Annotated in this window: 20 protein-coding genes; 6 read left to right on the top strand and 14 right to left on the bottom strand. The window is 47.6% G+C overall.

Features of this window, described 5'->3' with window-relative positions; translation table 11 throughout:
• Nucleotides 1-10: 10 nt before the first annotated feature.
• The 6 genes from cpcA to FZX09_RS08800 form a co-directional block, all read right to left on the bottom strand.
• The gene (gene cpcA / locus FZX09_RS08825) at nucleotides 11-499 is read right to left on the bottom strand and encodes a phycocyanin subunit alpha (protein ID WP_115080337.1); all 489 of its coding nucleotides are present in this window, start codon (nucleotides 497-499) and stop codon (nucleotides 11-13) included.
• A gap of 37 nt (nucleotides 500-536) precedes the next feature.
• Nucleotides 537-1,055 carry a phycocyanin subunit beta gene (locus tag FZX09_RS08820; protein ID WP_226402079.1) on the bottom strand — a complete coding sequence of 173 codons (519 nt, stop codon included), beginning with the start codon at nucleotides 1,053-1,055 and terminating at the stop codon, nucleotides 537-539.
• Nucleotides 1,056-1,191: 136 nt separating this feature from the next.
• On the bottom strand, nucleotides 1,192-2,007 hold the full coding sequence (locus FZX09_RS08815; protein ID WP_226402077.1) for a phycoerythrobilin:ferredoxin oxidoreductase: 816 nt from the start codon (nucleotides 2,005-2,007) through the stop codon (nucleotides 1,192-1,194).
• On the bottom strand, nucleotides 2,004-2,711 hold the full coding sequence (locus FZX09_RS08810; RefSeq protein WP_226402075.1) for a 15,16-dihydrobiliverdin:ferredoxin oxidoreductase: 708 nt from the start codon (nucleotides 2,709-2,711) through the stop codon (nucleotides 2,004-2,006). Before FZX09_RS08810 ends, FZX09_RS08815 begins: the two co-directional genes overlap by 4 nt.
• 5 nt (nucleotides 2,712-2,716) lie before the next feature.
• The gene (locus tag FZX09_RS08805) at nucleotides 2,717-3,328 is read right to left on the bottom strand and encodes a phycobiliprotein lyase (RefSeq protein ID WP_226402073.1); all 612 of its coding nucleotides are present in this window, start codon (nucleotides 3,326-3,328) and stop codon (nucleotides 2,717-2,719) included.
• Between the two features lie 63 nt (nucleotides 3,329-3,391).
• The gene (locus FZX09_RS08800; protein WP_226402071.1) at nucleotides 3,392-3,625 is read right to left on the bottom strand and encodes a hypothetical protein; all 234 of its coding nucleotides are present in this window, start codon (nucleotides 3,623-3,625) and stop codon (nucleotides 3,392-3,394) included.
• Between the two features lie 310 nt (nucleotides 3,626-3,935).
• On the opposite strand from FZX09_RS08800, the gene cpeB reads away from it, so the two are divergent.
• The 5 genes from cpeB (at nucleotide 3,936) to FZX09_RS08775 (ending at nucleotide 8,152) form a co-directional block, all read left to right on the top strand.
• Nucleotides 3,936-4,490, top strand: a complete 555-nt coding sequence (gene cpeB / locus FZX09_RS08795; protein WP_006850931.1) for a class 1 C-phycoerythrin subunit beta — start codon at nucleotides 3,936-3,938, stop codon at nucleotides 4,488-4,490.
• Nucleotides 4,491-4,551: 61 nt separating this feature from the next.
• Nucleotides 4,552-5,046, top strand: coding sequence for a class 1 C-phycoerythrin subunit alpha (cpeA, locus tag FZX09_RS08790; RefSeq protein WP_006851808.1), 495 nt, complete (start codon nucleotides 4,552-4,554; stop codon nucleotides 5,044-5,046).
• A 134-nt stretch (nucleotides 5,047-5,180) separates the two neighbouring features.
• The gene (locus FZX09_RS08785; RefSeq protein WP_226402069.1) at nucleotides 5,181-5,606 is read left to right on the top strand and encodes a DUF2656 family protein; all 426 of its coding nucleotides are present in this window, start codon (nucleotides 5,181-5,183) and stop codon (nucleotides 5,604-5,606) included.
• A 508-nt stretch (nucleotides 5,607-6,114) separates the two neighbouring features.
• Entirely contained in the window at nucleotides 6,115-7,440 is a 1,326-nt protein-coding gene (locus FZX09_RS08780; RefSeq protein WP_226402067.1) for a HEAT repeat domain-containing protein, read from the top strand.
• 73 nt (nucleotides 7,441-7,513) lie between these two features.
• Nucleotides 7,514-8,152, top strand: a complete 639-nt coding sequence (locus tag FZX09_RS08775) for a HEAT repeat domain-containing protein (protein WP_226402065.1) — start codon at nucleotides 7,514-7,516, stop codon at nucleotides 8,150-8,152.
• Nucleotides 8,153-8,162: 10 nt separating this feature from the next.
• On the opposite strand, the gene FZX09_RS08770 is transcribed toward FZX09_RS08775, so the two are convergent.
• On the bottom strand, nucleotides 8,163-8,507 hold the full coding sequence (locus FZX09_RS08770; RefSeq protein WP_226402063.1) for a Nif11-like leader peptide family natural product precursor: 345 nt from the start codon (nucleotides 8,505-8,507) through the stop codon (nucleotides 8,163-8,165).
• Between the two features lie 396 nt (nucleotides 8,508-8,903).
• Between FZX09_RS08770 and FZX09_RS08765 the strand changes: the two genes are divergently transcribed.
• Complete coding sequence (locus FZX09_RS08765) at nucleotides 8,904-10,055, top strand: HEAT repeat domain-containing protein (protein WP_226402061.1); 1,152 nt, start codon at nucleotides 8,904-8,906, stop codon at nucleotides 10,053-10,055.
• A 20-nt stretch (nucleotides 10,056-10,075) separates the two neighbouring features.
• On the opposite strand, the gene FZX09_RS08760 is transcribed toward FZX09_RS08765, so the two are convergent.
• The 7 genes from FZX09_RS08760 to FZX09_RS08730 form a co-directional block, all read right to left on the bottom strand.
• Complete coding sequence (locus FZX09_RS08760) at nucleotides 10,076-11,044, bottom strand: helix-turn-helix transcriptional regulator (protein WP_226402059.1); 969 nt, start codon at nucleotides 11,042-11,044, stop codon at nucleotides 10,076-10,078.
• A 3-nt stretch (nucleotides 11,045-11,047) separates the two neighbouring features.
• On the bottom strand, nucleotides 11,048-12,031 hold the full coding sequence (locus FZX09_RS08755) for an AraC family transcriptional regulator (RefSeq protein ID WP_226402057.1): 984 nt from the start codon (nucleotides 12,029-12,031) through the stop codon (nucleotides 11,048-11,050).
• Nucleotides 12,032-12,289: 258 nt separating this feature from the next.
• Nucleotides 12,290-13,195 (bottom strand): HEAT repeat domain-containing protein, encoded by a 906-nt coding sequence (locus FZX09_RS08750; protein ID WP_226402055.1) that lies wholly within the window; start codon nucleotides 13,193-13,195, stop codon nucleotides 12,290-12,292.
• 156 nt (nucleotides 13,196-13,351) lie between these two features.
• Nucleotides 13,352-14,221, bottom strand: a complete 870-nt coding sequence (locus FZX09_RS08745; RefSeq protein WP_226402053.1) for a phycobilisome rod-core linker polypeptide — start codon at nucleotides 14,219-14,221, stop codon at nucleotides 13,352-13,354.
• A gap of 325 nt (nucleotides 14,222-14,546) precedes the next feature.
• On the bottom strand, nucleotides 14,547-15,044 hold the full coding sequence (gene mpeA, locus FZX09_RS08740; RefSeq protein ID WP_006850994.1) for a class 2 C-phycoerythrin subunit alpha: 498 nt from the start codon (nucleotides 15,042-15,044) through the stop codon (nucleotides 14,547-14,549).
• Between the two features lie 46 nt (nucleotides 15,045-15,090).
• Nucleotides 15,091-15,627, bottom strand: coding sequence for a bleomycin hydrolase (locus FZX09_RS08735; RefSeq protein WP_006850273.1), 537 nt, complete (start codon nucleotides 15,625-15,627; stop codon nucleotides 15,091-15,093).
• A gap of 181 nt (nucleotides 15,628-15,808) precedes the next feature.
• Complete coding sequence (locus FZX09_RS08730; RefSeq protein ID WP_226402051.1) at nucleotides 15,809-17,005, bottom strand: HEAT repeat domain-containing protein; 1,197 nt, start codon at nucleotides 17,003-17,005, stop codon at nucleotides 15,809-15,811.
• Nucleotides 17,006-17,077: the final 72 nt, after the last annotated feature.

Below are 17,077 nucleotides of genomic sequence, written 5' to 3'. Positions count from 1 at the left end.
CGTCAACTGATCAGATCAGGGCGTTGATGGCGTAGTCGATGTAGCTGTTGGCTTCCGTAGCAGCGTCGCCGCTGAGGCCGTGGTTGGCCTTGATGTGCTTCAGAGCTTCCACATACCAGGAGGGGGAGAGCTCGAAAGTGCGGTTGATCTCGTCCAGACCGGCGATCAGGTAGTCGTCCATGGGGCCGGTACCACCAGCGACCAGGCAGTAGGTGATCATGCGCAGGTAGTAGCCCACGTCACGGGAGCACTTGGCTTTGCCTTCGGGGGTGGCTGAGTAGTTCGGCCCAGCCATCTGGGTGGTGTAGGGGAACTTGGTATAAACGGCTTGAGCCGCTCCGTTCACCAGGGAATCAGCCTTGCTGGTCAGAGCTTTGGCAGCTTCTAGGCTGGCCTTGGCGCGATTGAAACGACCGGAGGCAGCTTGAACCTCGGTGTTGCTCAGGAAACGTCCCTGAGAATCAGCTGCTGCAACAGCTTCGGTGAGAGGGGTTTTCATTGGTTAGGAGAAGTAAGACGTCGAATCAACGCGTCGATCAGGCGACGGAAGCTGCGGCTTTGTCGAAGTAGGTGCCGATTTCGCTGCTCAGGGAGGCGCAGTCACCAGCTGAGATGCCAGCTTTGTCGTTGACGAGTGCCAGAGCGGTTTCCTTCATCAGGTTGACTCCAGCAGCAACCGAAGCACCGGGAGTGCCAAGGGCCAAGTAGGTCTCGCGCAGGCCATTCAGGCAGCGGTCTTCCATCACGGAAGAATCACCTGTGAAAGCGGAGTAGGTGACGTAACGCAGGATGATTTCCATGTCGCGCAGGCAAGCAGCCATCCGACGGGAGGTGTAAGCGTTACCGCCAGGGGAAATCAAAGAAGGCTGTTGGGCAAACAGCTGACGAGCGGCCGAAGCAACGATGCTGGAGGCGTTGCTGGAGATGCGGTTAACGGCATCCAGACGCTTGTTGCTGTCGGAAACCATGGCAGCGAGGGCGTCGATCTCGCTGGTGCTGATGAATTGTCCCCGGGCATCGGCCTGGGCGACAACCTTGGTGAAGGCGTCGAACATGGTTGTTGTTCCTGTGAACTACGTCTGGAGCGGGAATCTCAGACTTGAAAGGGATGGTCGAAGGCTATTGCCTTCATCCCGTCGCCCGCGATTCTGGCCAACAGCTCGGGAGCCACCCGAAAGCTGTTCATAATGCTTAACTCCCTTGCGGCGACAAGGAAGTGGCGGTGGCTTCTTCGAGGTCAAACAGCACGCCGTGGATGTAAGACTCGGTCCATTCACTGCCGTAAAACCGCGTCAACATTCCGCGGGCTGGATCTTTCTTGGCGCGGTAGGCCGTGTATCGCTTCTGGCCCGAGAGCAGGTGTGCAGCACGCTCATTGTTAACGGGCTGCGCCTCCTCCACCAGCGCTAGGTAGAGCTGTAGGTAGTCCGCAAAAGCCGGACGGATCACGCGGTCAATCAGCGCATCGCCTTCCGCCCCAAGCGGGATCCTGGTCCAGAGAAAGGCAGGTGAAAAATATGGCTGTGCCTCGTCAGGAATGGGCCCCCCATCGGGCAGTTCGGCGCGCCAGCGCTCAAACAACGGCATCAGCCGTTGCCAAACCGGGTCCGTGTGATCGGGATCTGTCTTGTCGACAGGCTGCAAATCCAGAGCGAGCAGGTGCCCGTTGGGCAGCGTTACCAGATCGGCTCCGAAGAAAGGAATATCAAAACGACTGCTGGGATTGATCACGAAGTTGAGCACCGATGCAGCCGCACCAGCCTCAACGCAGGCACAACGCACTTGGCGAAGCTTTTCTGTCGAACACGCCCAAGTTGCAGTGCTGACCGGCACAGGTTTCGCTTTGGATCCTGTGCTGCCCTCTTTCTGTAGAAATCGTTCCGCAATTGGATAAGGATTCGGCTGCAGAGAGCTCAGCGCCGCAACGGCGGTGTCGAGAAAAGGCTGCCAGCGCCATCCGGGGATCTGGACAGGATCAAGACTCGTCTTACGGAGAGGGAAGGTCATGTCGGCTGGCTGGCGGGGAAGAGAAATTCGTGCAGGAAACGATCAGACCATTCACTTCCGAAATGGCTGGTGAATAGACCATGTGCTGGATCTCTCTCTGCACTGTAGATATCATAATTTTTCTGAAGTTTTTCCACTTCTGTTGGGTTAATGGAAGAAGGGGTTTTCACAGCCTCGTCGTGTAAATCCCAGTAGGTTTTTAGAAAAGCGCTGAAAGCAGGGGGTAGCGATGATGTCGCCTGTTCTGCTCCGCCCCGGCAGAACAGCAGCCATGAGGAAAAGTATTGATTTGGATCGAAGGAACGCATGGTCTCCTCACCGTTGAGATCCGGAAATTGAGCGTTGAGTGTCTTCAGTCCATCGAAGTAGCGCTCCAAGTAGTTTTTGTCTTGGACAAGTGGTTGGAAATCAAGAACAGCAACCAACTTCTGCTTGGCACCGAACCAGAGCAGATCAACTCCCATTAATGGATGGTCGTAGGTGTATTCGGGATAGGCAACGGAATTCAGGACCTGCAAGCTGTCGCCAGCATCCAACCGGGTAACGCGCCACCTCCGAAAGCCAGGCACGTCCCACAGCCAGCTCTTGATTGTGCTGGAGCGTTTGGATGATTGATTGTGCTCAAGTCCATGAGGAACCTCAATGGGTACTGCGCCCCGGGCTTTGATTCCTGAAAGCAACTCCTCAAGAAATGGATCAAACATGGTGATCAGTCGTTATCTGTTGAAGACGCCATGGCCAAGTGTTGTGCCCGCTGGGTGATATCTGAAATTTCAGCATCAGTAGGGCACCGAAACTCGGTGCAGTATGTGGTCATTGCGACACCATCCAAGCACTGAACAGAACTCACTCTCATTCTGATTTGATCGGTCACAAACCAGCAGCGTTCAATACCAATATTGGTGTCATATCGCGTCGTGATCGTCACGACGCCATCGTCTGCGAAGTTGTAAGTGCTTAAAACAGATTGCTTTTCAACATATCCAACATCTCTAAGTAGAAATCCCTTGCGGGGGTCTCTATGGTCAGGAACGTCGATGACTACTGCAGCGTAATCATCGTTGCGGACGCCTTTCTTGATGTTGCTTTCCCACCAAAATCGGGCTCCACCTGAGCTATATTCGGTCTTAATATTCAAAGAATTACAGATTTTGGTGACGACTGGGTCATCTGCTTTAAATGGTTCAATTACTAGATTGGAATCCGCAGCTTCGTCATCTTGATAGTCGTGGTGATGAACAGCGCGCCTGTTTAGCCAAGTACCGCGGCTTGCTTCAAAGAAATCTGCCATTGTCATCGGCGGGGAGAGTGTCTGCAACATTGATTTGCGCTTTGAAGAAAATTAATTAATACAGGCGAACCGGAAAAGTATTATTTTGCCTCTTCAAGACTGACTCTGCTGTGCATTCCTCTGTGCAACAAGCTGTGACATCACTTCGTCGAGTCTTTGAAGCTCTGGATGTGCTGCAACAGTGGCGTCAATTTTCTTCTGAGATAAGCGCAGTTTTTTGCCCAAACCAACTACATCTTGAAAAAGTCTTTCCCTGTAGGCGGCTAATTCATCGATGGACTCTTGCAACTCCTCGAGGGTAGGTAAATCGGACGCTGCGTTGTCCATGAACTTCTGATTGAGCCAAGAGATTCTAAGCCTGCTCGATGCCTACCCAAGGCTTTTGTGAACCTTTGCTCAGGGTTACGTCAATTAAGTAGAAATTGCCCTCAGATCGGCCTAACTCCTAGGGCGCTAACCGGGGTATTTGGCCCAAGGTGACAAACTTTTGCGTAAAGGGGTCTGTTTGACGAACCCTGCTGATAACTGAGTTTAGCCTGTGTCAGCGCTTCCACCACCCTTGGGTCTCCGGGCTTTTAAGTCCTGATTCACCCGGCGGTTCCCGAAGCACTGCATCCCCAAAACTGTCTGGCCCCCAATGCTCGACGCATTCTCCCGCACAGTCGTCAGCGCTGACGCCAAAACTGCACCTGTTGGTGGTAGCGATCTCGCTAGCCTCCGCTCCTACGTGCAAGATGGCAACAAGCGTTTGGACGCTGTGAATGCCATTACTTCCAACGCCTACTGCATCGTCTCCGATGCAGTCACAGGCATGATCTGCGAAAACACAGGTCTGATCCAGGCTGGCGGCAACTGCTATCCCACCCGTCGGATGGCTGCTTGCCTTCGCGATGGTGAGATTGTGCTTCGCTACATCAGCTATGCACTGCTTGCTGGCGACGCTTCCGTGCTGGATGACCGTTGCTTGAATGGCCTCAAGGAAACCTATATCGCTTTAGGTGTTCCTACCCAGTCTGCTGCCCGTGCGGTCGCGATCATGAAATCCGCTGCTACGGCTCTGATTGGTCAGACCAACTCTCCTGCCAGCGGTGGTGCTAAGTACCGCAAGATGGAAACCACTCAGGGCGACTGCTCTGCACTGGTGGCTGAAGCAGGTTCTTACTTCGATCGTGTGATTGGCGCAATCAGCTGATCTGCGGACGATCAAGTCTTCTCTCCTTACCTTCTCAGCACCTCTTACCTAAGGATCTCAAATGAAATCCGTCGTCACCACTGTTGTGACCGCAGCTGACGCAGCCGGTCGCTTCCCTTCCCAGAACGATCTTGAGGCTGTTCAGGGCAACATCCAGCGTGCAGCTGCTCGTCTGGAAGCTGCCGAAAAGCTGGCCGCCGGTCTGGACAATGTCACCCGCGAAGCAGGTGATGCTTGCTTCAACAAGTACGCCTATCTGCGGCAACCCGGTGAAGCCGGTGATAGCCAAGTGAAGGTCGACAAGTGCTACCGCGACCTCGGTCACTACCTGCGCTTGATCAACTACTGCCTCATCGTTGGTGGTACTGGTCCTCTCGATGAGTGGGGTATTGCAGGAGCACGTGAGGTGTATCGCACCTTGGGTCTTCCCACCAACGCCTACATCGAAGCTCTGACTTACACTCGCGATCGTGCATGTGCTCCTCGCGATATGAGCCCTCAGGCTCTTAACGAGTTCAAGAGCTATCTCGACTACGCGATCAACGCTCTTTCTTGATCTTTTTAAGATTTTAGAGAAAGGGGGGAGCAGTTGCTCCCCCCTTTTTTTGTGTCAGCGAGATGGAAGACCAATGCTCCCCCATCACAGACAAGCTGAAATTCCATTAGATTATGTAGAGGTGCAGTTTTTCAATGACGACGTTTGTTCTATCTCATAACTTACAGGTTCAATCAGATTTCGTCCCTGCATTAGATTTTGAACTGCTTGCTCAAGAGCTCAAATCTCTTTCAAAAAATATTTCTTCAACAGAAGTTCTTAATCACCCCCATTGGAAGCTCTCAATATCATCTGATTTGTCGCCGCAAGATATGGCTGTTAATTTAGTGCAAACTTGGTCTGAGTACCGTCGTCAACTCGGACACGAAATGAACCACTTTGTCCTGGCATTGGGTGGAAGGAAAGACTCCCAAGCTTCTCCTGGAGCTCCACTCCAGGAGGGATATTGGGGTGTTGATTTGGTTGAAACGCCTGATAAAACCATGTTTCTTCAAGCGATCAACTGGCAGGCTCTTAAAGCTGGGCGATCCGAAGATGCGATTTTTGAAGTCTCATCGTAGAGCCTCATAGATTTTTATCAGGCTTGTTTCCGTCGATTCCTACGGCGGCTAGAGGTGCTTTTACGCTTGTTTGCCTCTGGCTTTTCGGAATCAGCTTTTTCTTTCTTGTTAGGAATATTGTCTTTTTGGGGTGTTAATTTCTCTACTAGTTTCTGAACCTTGGATGTAGAAGGTCGCTTTTTAGGTGCTTGTATCGAAGGCTGATCTGCTGCGCTCCAGCCAACAGATGTTATCGGTGTATTGCAACTTCTAAAAGATTTCATCCATTGCGCCATGAACCGGGTGTCAACGGACACTGTGTGGGAAGTTGAGGGCCTGCACCCGTCCATCACACCAGTGGAAACATGGATCAATCGTCCTGGGAAAGGTCCCATATTTTTTGTAGTGGCTTAGAGGAATTTTGCCTCCGGTGTCGACTGATGGCAAGCTTGCTATTACTTTCTTATCCCGACAAGCCCCATTGAATTACGCACCTCAAGTAGAATCATTCGAATGTTGACCATTACTGATGACTGGTCTTTTCGATAATATTCATGCTGGTTTGGATCAACAGAGAGCAGTTGATATCTTGTCTAAAGAAGTTGATATTCTTGAGAGTGAGAGTGATTATTATATGGCTGTTTCTCATTTGATTAATTTTCCTGGCCCGATAACAAGCCAAGCGTTATTAGCTTTTCTAGATAAGTGCTCCGAAGATGTACCAGTAGGTCTTGCCCAACGAAAAGCTGTAGAAGTTCTTGCGCGATTAGGGGTTGCAGAGGCTACGCCCAAAATTGCTAGCTTTTTAGGCAGCTCTGATGTGTATATGGTTGAGAATGCTGCTTGGGCATTGTCTCGTTTGAATTGTCAAGATCCTGAAGTGCACCAACATATGATTAATTTGTTGGATGATGCTAGCCAGAATCAAAGAGTCTTAATTCAAAGTCTTTCAAAGCTTTCTGTTAAATCAGCAATTTCGACTATTTCTGTTCACATAGCCCATGAGAAGATTTCGGTCCGCGGTGCCGCCATCGCTGCCATGATTCATCTATCTGGAGATCAATCCCATCTGGCTGATCTTTCAGATCATTTGTATGGCTCCAATCAAATGGATCGCCAATCGGCTGTGCAGGATGTGATCGATGCGAATGCTGTTGAGCTTTTGTCTGATTTGATGCAAGCACCAATATCGCCTGCATTTCGCATGCGAGCTGTGAGATCTCTTTTGAATAACCCGTCAAACAAACTCTCCAATAATGATGCACTATCAGCGGTGGATCAAATTTTGTTTGACGATCCTCGTTTGATCACTGTCCTCCATCATTACGGCGAACCTTTGCCTACGGAGCTACTGATTGACGGCTTATTCCATCCCGATTTTAGTCGTTGCTATCTTGCCATGCAGGCACTAATAAAATGTGATTCCCAAGAGATTTGGAATGCTATTGAGAATTGCTGGCACGATAAAGCTCACAATGACTATGGTGCACACTATTTTTTGATGAGATTATTTGGCCTTGTTGAAGGTTGGACAGACGAGGCATTGCATCATATTCGCAATATTCTCTCAGATGCGATTACAGATAAGCGGCCTCAATTTAGAAAATCACCCCCAGCTGCTTTGCTGTCATTCGCCAAGCTATTTCCTGGCCAATACGATTGGTTTCTTGATAATTGTTTGTCTTTAGAGAATAACCTTAGTTGGGATATGCGTTATGCAGGCCTCCTCTTGATCCAATCTGATCAAACCGAGTATCTTCAACTTCGATATCAATGTCAACTACAACAGCTTGTCGAATCTGATGGCGACAGTTTGCTTCAACTAAAAGCACAGAGCATTCAGGATTGTGGTTGAGAACTAAGTGGTAATTCTTCATGCCCCATGACTTGAAATGCTAATATTGAGCAATAATGATTTAGGCTTTTAAATGAGCGCCGATTCAAACATTCCTTCAGTTGATGCATTGTTTGAAGATCTAATGCATCCCAACCCTAGGATTCAAGAAGAAGCTTGCTTGATTCTTTCTGAGAACTATCGGGAAGAGGCGTTGCCAAGATTATTGGATCTCTTCTGTCATCATGATCCTAAGGTCTACAGAGCGGCTGTTAAAGGTGTTGGTTTTTTTGGGAGCTCTGCGTTTGATCCCTTGATCGAACTTTATGCAACAACAGAGAATCAAACTGCAAGGCGTTGCTGCCCTAAGGCCTTTGTGCAGGTGTTCAAAAACTTCCCAGATCAGCCGTTTCCTGATTCAGTCATGGAAATGCTGGAACAAGGGATAGATGATTCCGATATGGTTGTCGTGCAGGGTGCACTGATGTGTCTTGGTCAGATCGGTAAGCAACAATTTAAGTCTGAAGAGGCAATAATGATTCTGGCAAGTTCTCTTAGCAGTGAAAATGTTGCTTTAATTTTTAGTGCATCTCAGGCTCTTGCCGATATTCCCAATCCTTTAGCAGAAGATGCTTTACGGTCACTGCAGAACAATAATACCGATCCTTTGATTCAGGAGGCAGCTCAATCTGCGTTGGCACGACTTCAGAATCTATTAAACACAAAGAGATAGCCTATTTTCTCTATCGATTTACTGTTTTTACCCCTTCGTAATAGCCTCCAGCACGAAAATCAAAACGTTCTACCTGGTCCTCTTTAGTGCAAGTCGTCTGTGAATAATGAAGCAGTGTGCTGAATCCTTCTGGCACCATCTTGGGGCATAGTCTCCCAACATCATTAGCAAATGGGCAGAAGTAAACTCCTGCCCACCGATTCAGGAAACGACCCTTTATTTCATCCGAAAAGACAAATCCATGTTCATTTGCAAGTCTGAGGATTTCCTCGGGCTCCGCTTCTTGGAAAAGCGATCTAAATGTTAAGTCTTTTTCTAGAACCTGAAGAAAGCGTATGAATTCAGCGCGTGACATGAAGGAATCAGCATCATATCCATATTTTATCAGCAACTATCCGCTTCTTATCAGAGTTGTTTGACTTATTTAGGGTTCATCACGCCATCAAGAACTTTGTATGGCACCGTGCTTCTCTTGTGCTGATCCTATGTGGACAAAGAATTGAACCTGGCGCGATTCGATGATTGGATAAATCGTCATTGATTTGAATTAAGTCAATGACTACTTGTCTATTCTTGATTTATTACAGTGGTTTATTGTTCTTAAGCTAGATATCCACCAATTATCAATTTTTGGGGTAGATAGGTCACTTCTTACCAAGCTAGGCAGATCAATCAATTCTTCTGTTAAAAATGAATATACGCATGTTGCATGGTGCCGAGTTCGCAGAGATTTGATAATCTATTCTCGTGGATGGATGAACAGCAGGCAATTGAATTGCTTTCTAAAAATGTTAGAACCCTTAATAATCCTGGGGTTAAGTATATAGCGGCGACAAGGTTGGGAGCCTGTTCTTCGCGAGATTCTCTGAATGCCTTAGTCGTAGCGGCTACTGGGGATAGAGACAATATCTTTGATGCTATTACACGCCGTAAATCTATTGAAGCACTAGGACGTCGCCGCGATCTTAGTACTCTGCCAACCATTTATGATGCCATGCGTAGTCGTGATGAGCAGACTATTGTTAATGCTGTTGACACGCTAATTAATTTTGGTATTCCACTTGATACACAGTTTAAATCTTCTCTTTTGAAGATCATTAAAGATGGCTCAGATATACTTAAGCGTGTTGCAATTCAATGCTTTACACGCTTGGAGATGGACGACTGTGATGGCATGATTCACCAGCAACAGAACAATCAAAACCTATTGGTTAAAGGAGCATCAATAGCTTATTCAATAAGAGTTGAAGGTGACAAGAGTAAATTGCATCACCTTGCAAATCAGCTCAAAGATACCAACGTAATTTATCGACGTTCGTCGGTTATTGATATTGGTGATGCTGGTGATCCGTCTCTTTTGCCGATTATTTCAAAAGTAGCAGTTTCAATGCCATTAAGAGCTAAAAGTGCATTTAAGATTACGCCTAAAATTAAAACAGAATCTCAGAGAATTGTGATTAACCAAATGTTGCAGGATGATTCTCGTAATTTATTTCTTACCCAGGATCTTAATACACCAAGTGATCTTCAAGAAGTTTGTAACTTGCTGAGACATAGAGATGAAGAGCATCAGTATTTTGCTGCAAAATCTTTATTTAGTTGGCCAGCATCCAGGCTTATAGAGTCTATTAAATCCATCTGGGAGAATCATGGCTCCGATTACGGTGTTCACTATCAAGTAAATTGTTTGGTATCTCAGCTTGATGTAAAAGAATTATCATTCATAACGAAGGAATCATTATTGGAGCCAGCTCCGCAGTATGCAAAATCAAAAATCGCAGCGACTTGGGGATGTTTAAACTTGGGTTTGTTGGAATGTCGTGCTGACATTGAGAATTTATTGATGACATCTACTTGGGAGCCCCTTCGATGGACATGTGCAGAGGTTTTACGTAAGTTGTAGATACCATTCCTCTTTGCCATTTACTTTATGGGTAATTTATACCTTCTCGACTTTTCTATGGTCTGACTTGGAAGTTCTCCGAAGGCAGTGTAATAGCGCCGTGCATATCTCCCTTGATGTTTAAACCCATATTTAATTGCAATATCTCGAATTGAATATAGATTTAATTTCTGACGAGCGTCTTGATTAAGCATAATTCTCCTGGATTCCTCAAGTCTAATTTGTGTCATTAATTCAATGATTCCCATTCCAAAGTATTCCTGGCATATACGATATAATGATGCTTGGCTTGTATTTATATACTTGCATACTTCAAGCAATGACAGAGGGGATCCCATGGTCTTCTCACTATGTGCAAGATTAATGATTTCTCTTAATTGATCGATATGCTTTGGATTTTGACTATTTTCCTCAGTCATTGGTTCTTCTAGACATGCGATTACAAGATCAAAATATTTTTCTGGGTACTGAATTCCAGCAGATACTTCTCTGGCAGCTAATCTCTTAAGTTGGTTTAGAGCTTTATTATTGCAATAAATCCCCTGATCACCCGTGAGTCGTTCAAGTCCATCATATGCTTTGCAATTTTCGAGTAATTCAAATAGCAGCTGCTTTTCAAGCATGCAACCAGTGCTAGTGCATTCATTGTTGTATTTTCCCCATGCATTTCCTGGTACTGAATTAATCGTGCCAAATCCAGCCAGGCTATTTCTTGTCATCTTAAATCCATCACAATAGCCAAAGGCCCCTTGAGTATTCGTTTTTGGCGTAATCCAATTGAAATCAATAGTTATACCATTGCCCCACCCCTCGTACAATAATGTTTTGTTGGCAGATATTTCTGCAAGTGCGACTTTATTAGTATTTGCTGCTTGCATAGTATAGAAACCACTGCCACCCTCTAGTTGCGTTATTTTTGTAAGCTGACCGAGTTTTGCAAGCTCTTCAGAGAGCTCCAGTGGATCACGATATTCAATAGATGTTTTCATGTATTACTCTCCCTGCCATGCACTAAATGAATATAAATTCTTATTGGATCGATCTATTGTTTGGCTGGGTGATTCTCCAAAATATGTGGAGTAGGAGGCTTCAAATTTTTTCCAGTTTTTAAAACCGTAGTAAAGTGCTGTTCTCTTCTTTGTAAACTCTTTGAGGCCTGTTGAGGAATATGGAGTTAAAAAAGCCTTGCGGGTCTGTTCCAGTCGTACTCTTCTTACAAGCTCAATTACATCCATATTAAAGATTTTTTGGCATATAGTATTGAGAGGCTCTGTTTTTGAATTCAAGTATTCAGTAATTTCGTCAAGTGTTATTGGTGGCATGCCAGCCCTATCTTCGTGAATTAGTTTAACCATGTCTTCTATTAGATCCGTTGAATCGCATCGATGTGCATGATAGGTTGATTCATTGTTTTCGTTGTCTAGGAATATGATTGCTAGATCGTAAAACGAATTTGGTTTCGTTGATGGCTTGCCATTAAAATGCCGATCAAATAGTTTTTTGAGCTGAGCACTTGCATGATCATGCGAGTCAATTCCAATGCATTCTTCAAGCCTCGCATAGGCATTAAATGCATTCAACTTGTTGATTCTTTCTTGTAATTTATTCCATTTCAGGCTCATGCAGCAAAGCTCTTCGTTTGCTCCCACAATGTCCCAGATATTTCCTCCTGTTTTGTTTATCCGATTGAAGCCAGCAATGCTATTTCTTGTCATTTGGTGGCCGCTAATGATTGACTGTGTCTCCGTATCGTTTGTCGGTGATGTGTCTAGCCAGCAGAATGACACTGATTTTGTGTTGGCTTCTTCCTCGTAGAGCAGAGTTTGGTTCGATTTAAAAATTTCAAGATGCACATCTTGAATTGGTGAGCAAGTGGTCTTCGTTTCGAGAAGGCCGGTGCTTAACTGAGTGACATTGCATCCGAAGCTGGATGTTGAGTGATATTCTTCAAAATGTGCCTTGCAAAACTCTTCCATCTCGAGCGTGTCGGAAAAAATATAATTGCTCGATCGTTTTTTTCGCAAAATTCTGATGCGTATCTATATACTCTATTGTTTTTCCTTGATTGCGCGTAAGAAGCTTAATGTTTTTCTGAATCATTATTTTTTATCTTTTTGGTGTCCACTTCCTATCAAAATTCCTGCTCTTTCTTGTCTTTGTGTTAGTGCGAAGGTATGATTTGCTCGCCTGAGCATTCTTCTAAGGCTGTTTCCCTAAATACTCTATTCGCTTTCCTATTTCTCCTGCAAATCTCTACTTAGTATGTTGATAGCAACTTTAAATACTGCTTGAACCGACTCGTCTTTTTCTGTTGACTTTGCTGCTTCTATGCTTTCTATGGCATTAAATGCTTCGAGTTTCATTAGTGCCATTGCTGTGTTTTTGCGTACCTGAGTGTCTTGATCGACCAGCTTTCTGCTTAGCATATTTTCAACATCTTCGGCATCACATGATTTTCCGATTAGGGTTACAGCTTCGGCTCTGACCTCTGCTGAGCTGTCGTCGAGCGCTTGAAATAATCTGTTTCGTGCCCGCAGATCATCACTCTTCTGTATTTGATCTCCCAATGCTGAAATTGCAGCAACACGAACTTCAGCTACGTCTGAATCCGCAGCCTCGAGCAATGCCTCCGGTGCTTTGGCACCGATGAAACTTAGCGCAAGGTTGATCAAGCCAACCTGAAATGGTGTGCAGTCAGGATTTTTAAGGATTCCAAGCAGTGAATCCATGGCATCCGGTCCAATGGTTGCCATCGCTCCAGCAGATGAACCGAGAACAACTGGGTCATCATCTTCTAAAAAGGCTTCAAGCAGATATGGCAACGCGTCCTTGTTGCCAATCAAATTGAGTGTTTTGGCTGATGCTCGTCTTACGATTACATTTTGGTGCTGGCGAAGTGCTTTACAAAGAATGGGTAGCGCTTCGTCACCTACTGCGCCAAGACTTTTTGCAAAGGTGAGTCTTAAAGCTCCCCTCGCATCTCCGAGTCCGGCGACCATACGCTCGAGTGATTCTGCATCTGATCTTGGGAGCTCACCTTCGCTCAATTTTGCACTGAGCTCATCAGCGAGTTGGAGAGCTTCTTCTTCCGTGAGTTGGTTTTCGCTGATTGATGAGATATCGGTGAAATCCTGGAGCACGGTGGACGTCCAACTTCGTTGAGTCGCAATCTAAGCGACTCTGATCAGGCACCTACCAGCTTGTGGGGCTTTTCAGTGTCGCTGCCGGACACAAAAATACCCCCTTACTGGAAAGGGGGCAGATGTGATGGCATTTTGGTGCCTAATTCATCTTCATCAAAATGGCAATGGCTTAACGCCGAAGGGACGGAAGGGAGCAGCGCCGGTTCTCCTCGGAGGCTGATGTCCGCCGTACTTTTGTTGAGGCAGTGTTGGTGCACCCTTAAAGATCGGCTTCGTCATGCTGATCGCTGCCGCAGCCAGTTGCGTCGTGGTGCGACTCCGATGTCCTTGTGCGTTGTCACTAACGGCAACTTTTGTGCCGGCTAGCTCGCGCATCATGTTGAAGGAGCTAGTCATCATTCCTGCGTAGGAATCGCCTGATCGCATGTAAGGAACGATGTCCGATCCAAACACCTCGGCATATTCTGCGCAATCTGTGAGACTGTCGATCAGAGCATCAAATCCCTCTTCTGCTTGAAGTTTGATGCTGTTTTGAACTTCCTCTTGAGTGAGTGGTGCCCGTCCAAGCAGGTGTTTGAAGTTCAGTTCAATCCCACGTTGGGGGGCGACACTATGGAAATAATTTTCCTTGTAGAAAGGAGACTTTGCCAGGCCGTTAACAAAGTCCCGGACTGTAATTTCTCCGTTCATCAAGCGCACCTCAAGGGAGGTGCAACGCTCGTTTTCAGTAGGAGGCAGGTTTCCGTAGACCTGCCTGTAGGCGGCAATGATCGTGCGCTCGAGTGCTTCACTGCTGCATGGGTGATACTCGTCGAATGTCACTGCAAAGGGACATTCGCTGTGAAGCCTTGGGCCAATACCAAGTCCCATCTGGGAACAGGTGTTGCGCTTGAATTCAGCGATGGCACCAGCAACAGTCCGATGGACTGTGTTTTTGCCAGCTTTGCTTGGCATGGCGTATGACGCTGGTTTGGTGCGGCTAGCAGCAGCCATTCCAGCCGGGCTGGTTTGTGTACTGAGCATGGTTTAGTGAGGGGAGGTGAATTGTGGTGACTATTCCCTACATGCTTAAAGCAACAGATTTTGTTACTCGTAGGCGTTATAGAGATTTTTAGTGAAATGTGAGCATTAATTTGACTCTCGTATTTCACTCAATGTCACTTTGAGTAAACGTTGCGTCTGTAATTGTGGCTAAATCGTTTGTTGGCTGGCCCCAATTTTCCTGGGTTATTCCAGAATTGTTTACTCTCAAAGTCAAGAACTTGTTTTTTGATTTTGAAAACAAAAAGGGGTGGGCTTTTGGCCCACCCCTTGCTTAGATCAAAAAATCACTCAGCTTGACTGATGATCAGCCGAGGGAGTTGATCACGTAGTCGAGCAGCTGGTTGTAAGCGGTCAGAGCCTGAGCACTCATGTCGCGAGGGGCACAACCGCGGGAACGCAGGTGGGAGAAACCAGCCACATAGGTGCCAGCGTCGATGCTGAGGGCCTTGTAGACCTCTTTCTGACCGTTGATGGCCAGCTCATCCAGAGGGCCGGTGCCGCCGGTGACCAGGCAGTAGTTGATCAGACGCAGGTAGTGAACGAAGTCACGCTTGCACTTCTCTTTGCCTTCGGTGGCGCACTTACGGGGCTGACGGCCGGTGGCACCATTGGGGTACTGGGCGTAGACAGCATCAACAGCTTCCTGTGCAACTTGGTCGTAGTTGCTGGCCAGCTTTTCAGCAGCTTCCAAACGAGCAGAGGCGCGTTGGATGGAGCCCTGGACGGACTCCATGTCGGAGGCGGTGGGGAAGCGGGATGCGCTGTCGGCTGCGCCGACGACGGTGGTGATTACTGACTTCATGATTAAGAAGAAGGGTTTTCAGGTGTGCAGAAAATCGATACCTGGCTCAGCTGATGGCGCTGATCACCATGTCGAAGTAGCTAGCAGCTTCACCAGACAGGCTGGCGCAATCACCAGAGGTCAGAGCCATCTTCTTGGGCTGGCTGTTGGTGTTGGTGATCAGGGCGCTAGCAGCGGCCTTCATGATGGCAACAGCACGTGCGGCGGATCCGGTGGGAACGCCCAGAGCGGCATAGGTCTCGCGGAGACCGTTCAGGCAGCGGTCCTGCAGCACGGAAGCGTCACCGGCGAGCAGCGCGTAGGAGACGTAGCGCAGAACGATCTCGCCATCACGCAGGCAAGCAGCCATTTTGCGGTTGGTGTACACACCACCGTTGGGAGCGGTCAGGCCGGTGTTCTCGCAGCAGATGCCGGCGACGGCGTCAGACACGATGCAGCTGGCGTTGGAGGTGATGGCGTTCACAGCGTCCAGGCGCTTGTTGCCATCAGCAATGAAGGACTTCAGAGAAGCCAGTTCGCCGCCACCAATGAAGGAGCCGCTGGAATCGGCCGAGACAGCAGCCCGGGAGAATGCGTCGAGCATGGGGGTTGTGGAATACGTTGTTTGGGGAGATGCATTCCGCATCACGAATGACACTACCCCTGCTTCCTAGGTCGACTTCCTGAAGGAGGACGTCAGGACACACAAGTTGACAAAGGCGAAATCAGTAAGGCCGTGTCGTCAACCAATGTCCGACAGTTCATCTTATTTACTGGTCGTCTTTTTATGACAACTGTTTAAGGACGCGTTGGCAAGTCCATTTCAGTGGTAGCCAGAAGGCACTGGCTGAAAGCTCCTCTAGGAGAGGTTTTTGGTCCACAAGGCCCAAGCGGAGGCACCCCCATGCAGCAGCAATGCGGGACTTGGTGTACTGAGGGATTGTTTCGGCTAAGGCAAGCCTGATTAGATCGCTTCGTTCTTCCAAACCTTGAAGGCTGACGACGGCGGTTAGGTAATAGTGCGTAACGTAATCACTCCATAATTTTTCTTTAATTTCGTTAATTAAAATCATCCTCTCTGCCCTCGGCATGGACATCAAGCTTGAAGCACCACCGTATTGCCGTGCTTCATCGCGATGTTGAAGGTTGTTTTCGATCTCCGTAGGCTCAATATCACAAATCCACTCTTTCCTAAGTTTGAGTTGTTGAGGGTTGTCTTGTAAGAGTTGTGTTATGAGTTCTGCATATTCTTCCGGTATTAGGCATTTCTTATCAGGATCTACCAACTGAAATGCACTTCTAGCCCGCAACGACATCGACACAGGAGCTGTGACAAGAGCTTCTAGCCTTGTTACGTCACCTGCATCGCCCAAATCAATTACGGCAGATCGCCTTCGTCCGGCGATTGGATCAACAAGTTGCGGGATGAGGACATCAAGGCCCTTTGGTTGTTGAGCAACTTTCGACATGTATGCCCTTGCCGCACCAGCCACCAAGGGATTGGAATCATCCTGGAGGGGGCTGATGCTGTTGATGACTCCGGGGACCCCTAAACGACAAAATGCCTGTATGACAGCTCGCTTTTGAATATCCTCGCCCTCAAGGGCTTCCAATAATTTTTCATGATCTGCTTCTGTTAATGGTGCCCCGATTTTTGTTATCGCTTCTACAGAATTAATCACTGCAGCTTCATCACTGCATTTTAGGGCTCGAAACAATGAGGGAAGGGCCTTTGGACTTTTTCGTCTGCCAAGGGCGTCAATCGCTTTGCGTCGCGTGATTCGATTAAAAAGATGCTCTGGATCCAGCTCTGCAGCCTTAATCAGCACATCGAGTGATTCTTCGCTGTTACTCGCTCCAAGCCTTGTGGCTGCCATGTATTTATCAACGGGCCTCTCGAGTGAGTCTGGATCAGTCAAAATCACTGCCATGGCCTGCTCCTCTGTCAAGCCTTCAACCAAGTTGTCGAATCGCTCGGCCATGTTTAAAGCGTCATCAATGAAAAACCTGGATTTTCTGTCAGCTGGTGTTGAGCTGCAGTTTTAGAGCAGCTG

This window comes from Synechococcus sp. MU1643 (assembly GCF_020514095.1).
Classification (GTDB): Bacteria; Cyanobacteriota; Cyanobacteriia; order PCC-6307; family Cyanobiaceae; genus Parasynechococcus.
This window is presented reverse-complemented; position numbering and strand designations above follow the sequence as displayed.

Excerpts from the sequence above, each read along its gene's own strand:
- cpcA (WP_115080337.1), bottom strand. The coding sequence starts at position 499 with ATGAAAACCCCTCTCACCGAAGCTGTTGCAGCAGCTGATTCTCAGGGA.
- FZX09_RS08820 (WP_226402079.1), bottom strand. The coding sequence starts at position 1,055 with ATGTTCGACGCCTTCACCAAGGTTGTCGCCCAGGCCGATGCCCGGGGA.
- FZX09_RS08815 (WP_226402077.1), bottom strand. The coding sequence starts at position 2,007 with ATGACCTTCCCTCTCCGTAAGACGAGTCTTGATCCTGTCCAGATCCCC.
- FZX09_RS08810 (WP_226402075.1), bottom strand. The coding sequence starts at position 2,711 with ATGTTTGATCCATTTCTTGAGGAGTTGCTTTCAGGAATCAAAGCCCGG.
- FZX09_RS08805 (WP_226402073.1), bottom strand. The coding sequence starts at position 3,328 with ATGTTGCAGACACTCTCCCCGCCGATGACAATGGCAGATTTCTTTGAA.
- FZX09_RS08800 (WP_226402071.1), bottom strand. The coding sequence starts at position 3,625 with ATGGACAACGCAGCGTCCGATTTACCTACCCTCGAGGAGTTGCAAGAG.
- cpeB (WP_006850931.1), top strand. The coding sequence starts at position 3,936 with ATGCTCGACGCATTCTCCCGCACAGTCGTCAGCGCTGACGCCAAAACT.
- cpeA (WP_006851808.1), top strand. The coding sequence starts at position 4,552 with ATGAAATCCGTCGTCACCACTGTTGTGACCGCAGCTGACGCAGCCGGT.
- FZX09_RS08785 (WP_226402069.1), top strand. The coding sequence starts at position 5,181 with ATGACGACGTTTGTTCTATCTCATAACTTACAGGTTCAATCAGATTTC.
- FZX09_RS08780 (WP_226402067.1), top strand. The coding sequence starts at position 6,115 with ATGACTGGTCTTTTCGATAATATTCATGCTGGTTTGGATCAACAGAGA.
- FZX09_RS08775 (WP_226402065.1), top strand. The coding sequence starts at position 7,514 with ATGAGCGCCGATTCAAACATTCCTTCAGTTGATGCATTGTTTGAAGAT.
- FZX09_RS08770 (WP_226402063.1), bottom strand. The coding sequence starts at position 8,507 with ATGTCACGCGCTGAATTCATACGCTTTCTTCAGGTTCTAGAAAAAGAC.
- FZX09_RS08765 (WP_226402061.1), top strand. The coding sequence starts at position 8,904 with ATGGATGAACAGCAGGCAATTGAATTGCTTTCTAAAAATGTTAGAACC.
- FZX09_RS08760 (WP_226402059.1), bottom strand. The coding sequence starts at position 11,044 with ATGAAAACATCTATTGAATATCGTGATCCACTGGAGCTCTCTGAAGAG.
- FZX09_RS08755 (WP_226402057.1), bottom strand. The coding sequence starts at position 12,031 with ATGGAAGAGTTTTGCAAGGCACATTTTGAAGAATATCACTCAACATCC.
- FZX09_RS08745 (WP_226402053.1), bottom strand. The coding sequence starts at position 14,221 with ATGCTCAGTACACAAACCAGCCCGGCTGGAATGGCTGCTGCTAGCCGC.
- mpeA (WP_006850994.1), bottom strand. The coding sequence starts at position 15,044 with ATGAAGTCAGTAATCACCACCGTCGTCGGCGCAGCCGACAGCGCATCC.
- FZX09_RS08735 (WP_006850273.1), bottom strand. The coding sequence starts at position 15,627 with ATGCTCGACGCATTCTCCCGGGCTGCTGTCTCGGCCGATTCCAGCGGC.
- FZX09_RS08730 (WP_226402051.1), bottom strand. The coding sequence starts at position 17,005 with ATGGCCGAGCGATTCGACAACTTGGTTGAAGGCTTGACAGAGGAGCAG.